This window comes from Colwellia sp. 12G3 (genome assembly GCF_002836775.1).
Lineage (GTDB): Bacteria > Pseudomonadota > Gammaproteobacteria > Enterobacterales > Alteromonadaceae > Colwellia.
Window position 1 is genome coordinate 1 of the sequence record NZ_PJAQ01000057.1, and the last position, 1,268, is coordinate 1,268.

General features: G+C 40.6%; 1 protein-coding gene. It reads right to left on the bottom strand.

The features are described 5' to 3' along the window. Positions 1-33: 33 nt before the first annotated feature. Positions 34-1,214, bottom strand: a protein-coding gene (locus CXF71_RS13045; protein ID WP_101233392.1) for an IS3 family transposase whose coding sequence is annotated in 2 segments (ribosomal slippage) — positions 34-929 and positions 929-1,214 — 1,182 coding nt in all. Because the reading frame shifts where the segments join, the coding sequence is not laid out codon by codon here. Positions 1,215-1,268: the final 54 nt, after the last annotated feature.

Below are 1,268 nucleotides of genomic sequence, written 5' to 3' on the forward strand. Positions count from 1 at the left end.
GATCTTCCCCCGATAAAACGGACACATTTTTTTTCACGCCGCTATTGCTTCATATTCTATAGGTGAGCAATAATCTATACCTGAATGCATTCTTGTCGCATTGTAATATTTGTTAATGTATCCGCCAAGTGTTGCACGTAACTGTGCATCACTTTTAAAAACATTACCACGAATAACTTCTGTTTTCATTGAATGAAAAAATGACTCCATGTGGGCATTGTCCGTACATTTTCCCGCGCGACTCAAGCTATGAACTATCCCATTTTTTTTCAATGCTTTTTGATAAACTTGCCCGCGATACTCAACACCTCTATCAGTATGCAGCATTAAATTCTCTCGTGGTTTTCTCTTTTTAACGGCATTAAGTAAGGTACGTTTTGTCACATCCATGGTTCTATTTTTATCTAAACTCCAACTAATAATACGTCGAGAATACAAATCCATTATCACGGATAAATAACGCCACACACCTTTTACTTTTAAGTAAGTGACATCCGCAACCCACACTTTATTGGCCGCATCGGGTACTCCACCATCTTGTCGTAAGTTTGCTCCTGTAACGAGGAAACGTTTATATGCCGCAGAACGCGTAGTCACGCGCATTACTCTAGCAACAAGGCCGAGCCCACGGTACAAGCGTTCTACGCGCTTTTTACCTAAGTTATACCCTTGCTTTTGCAAGGCCTTAAATATGCGAGGACTACCGTATCGTCCTTTATTGTCAGTGAATATTTGCTGAATTTTTACCTTTAATTCATCATCCTTAATTGAACGCTCACTTGGCTGACGGTTTCTCCAATCGTAATAGCCACTTCTGGATACACCAAGTAGTTCGATTAAAGCCGTAACACTTACTTGGGCTCTGAGTTTTTCGATGAATTTATATCGTCCTGATGTTCCTCGGCAAGAAACCGTTGCCACTTTTTTAGGATGTACAGTTCCTCCTTGAGTTGCTTATTTTCGCGTTCAAGTTTTTGCTCGTTGGTCAGTTGTTTTTTTACTTTCGAATGCCCAGCTACTTTTTTACGTTTATCAGCCACAATAATTCCTTCGCGATATTCTTTTCGCCATCGTGACAGCATGAATGGGTGGATGTCGAGCTTTAGTGCGACAGTTTTGATTGTGATGCCGACAACAAAACTCAGTTGAACAGCGTTGACTTTAAAGTCGTTTGAATACTTCCAAGTTCGTCTTGGATTGTTGTACTTGGGCATAAGACACCTCATCTTTAGTTAGATTTTGGTGTCCGTTAAAGCGGGGGAAGATCA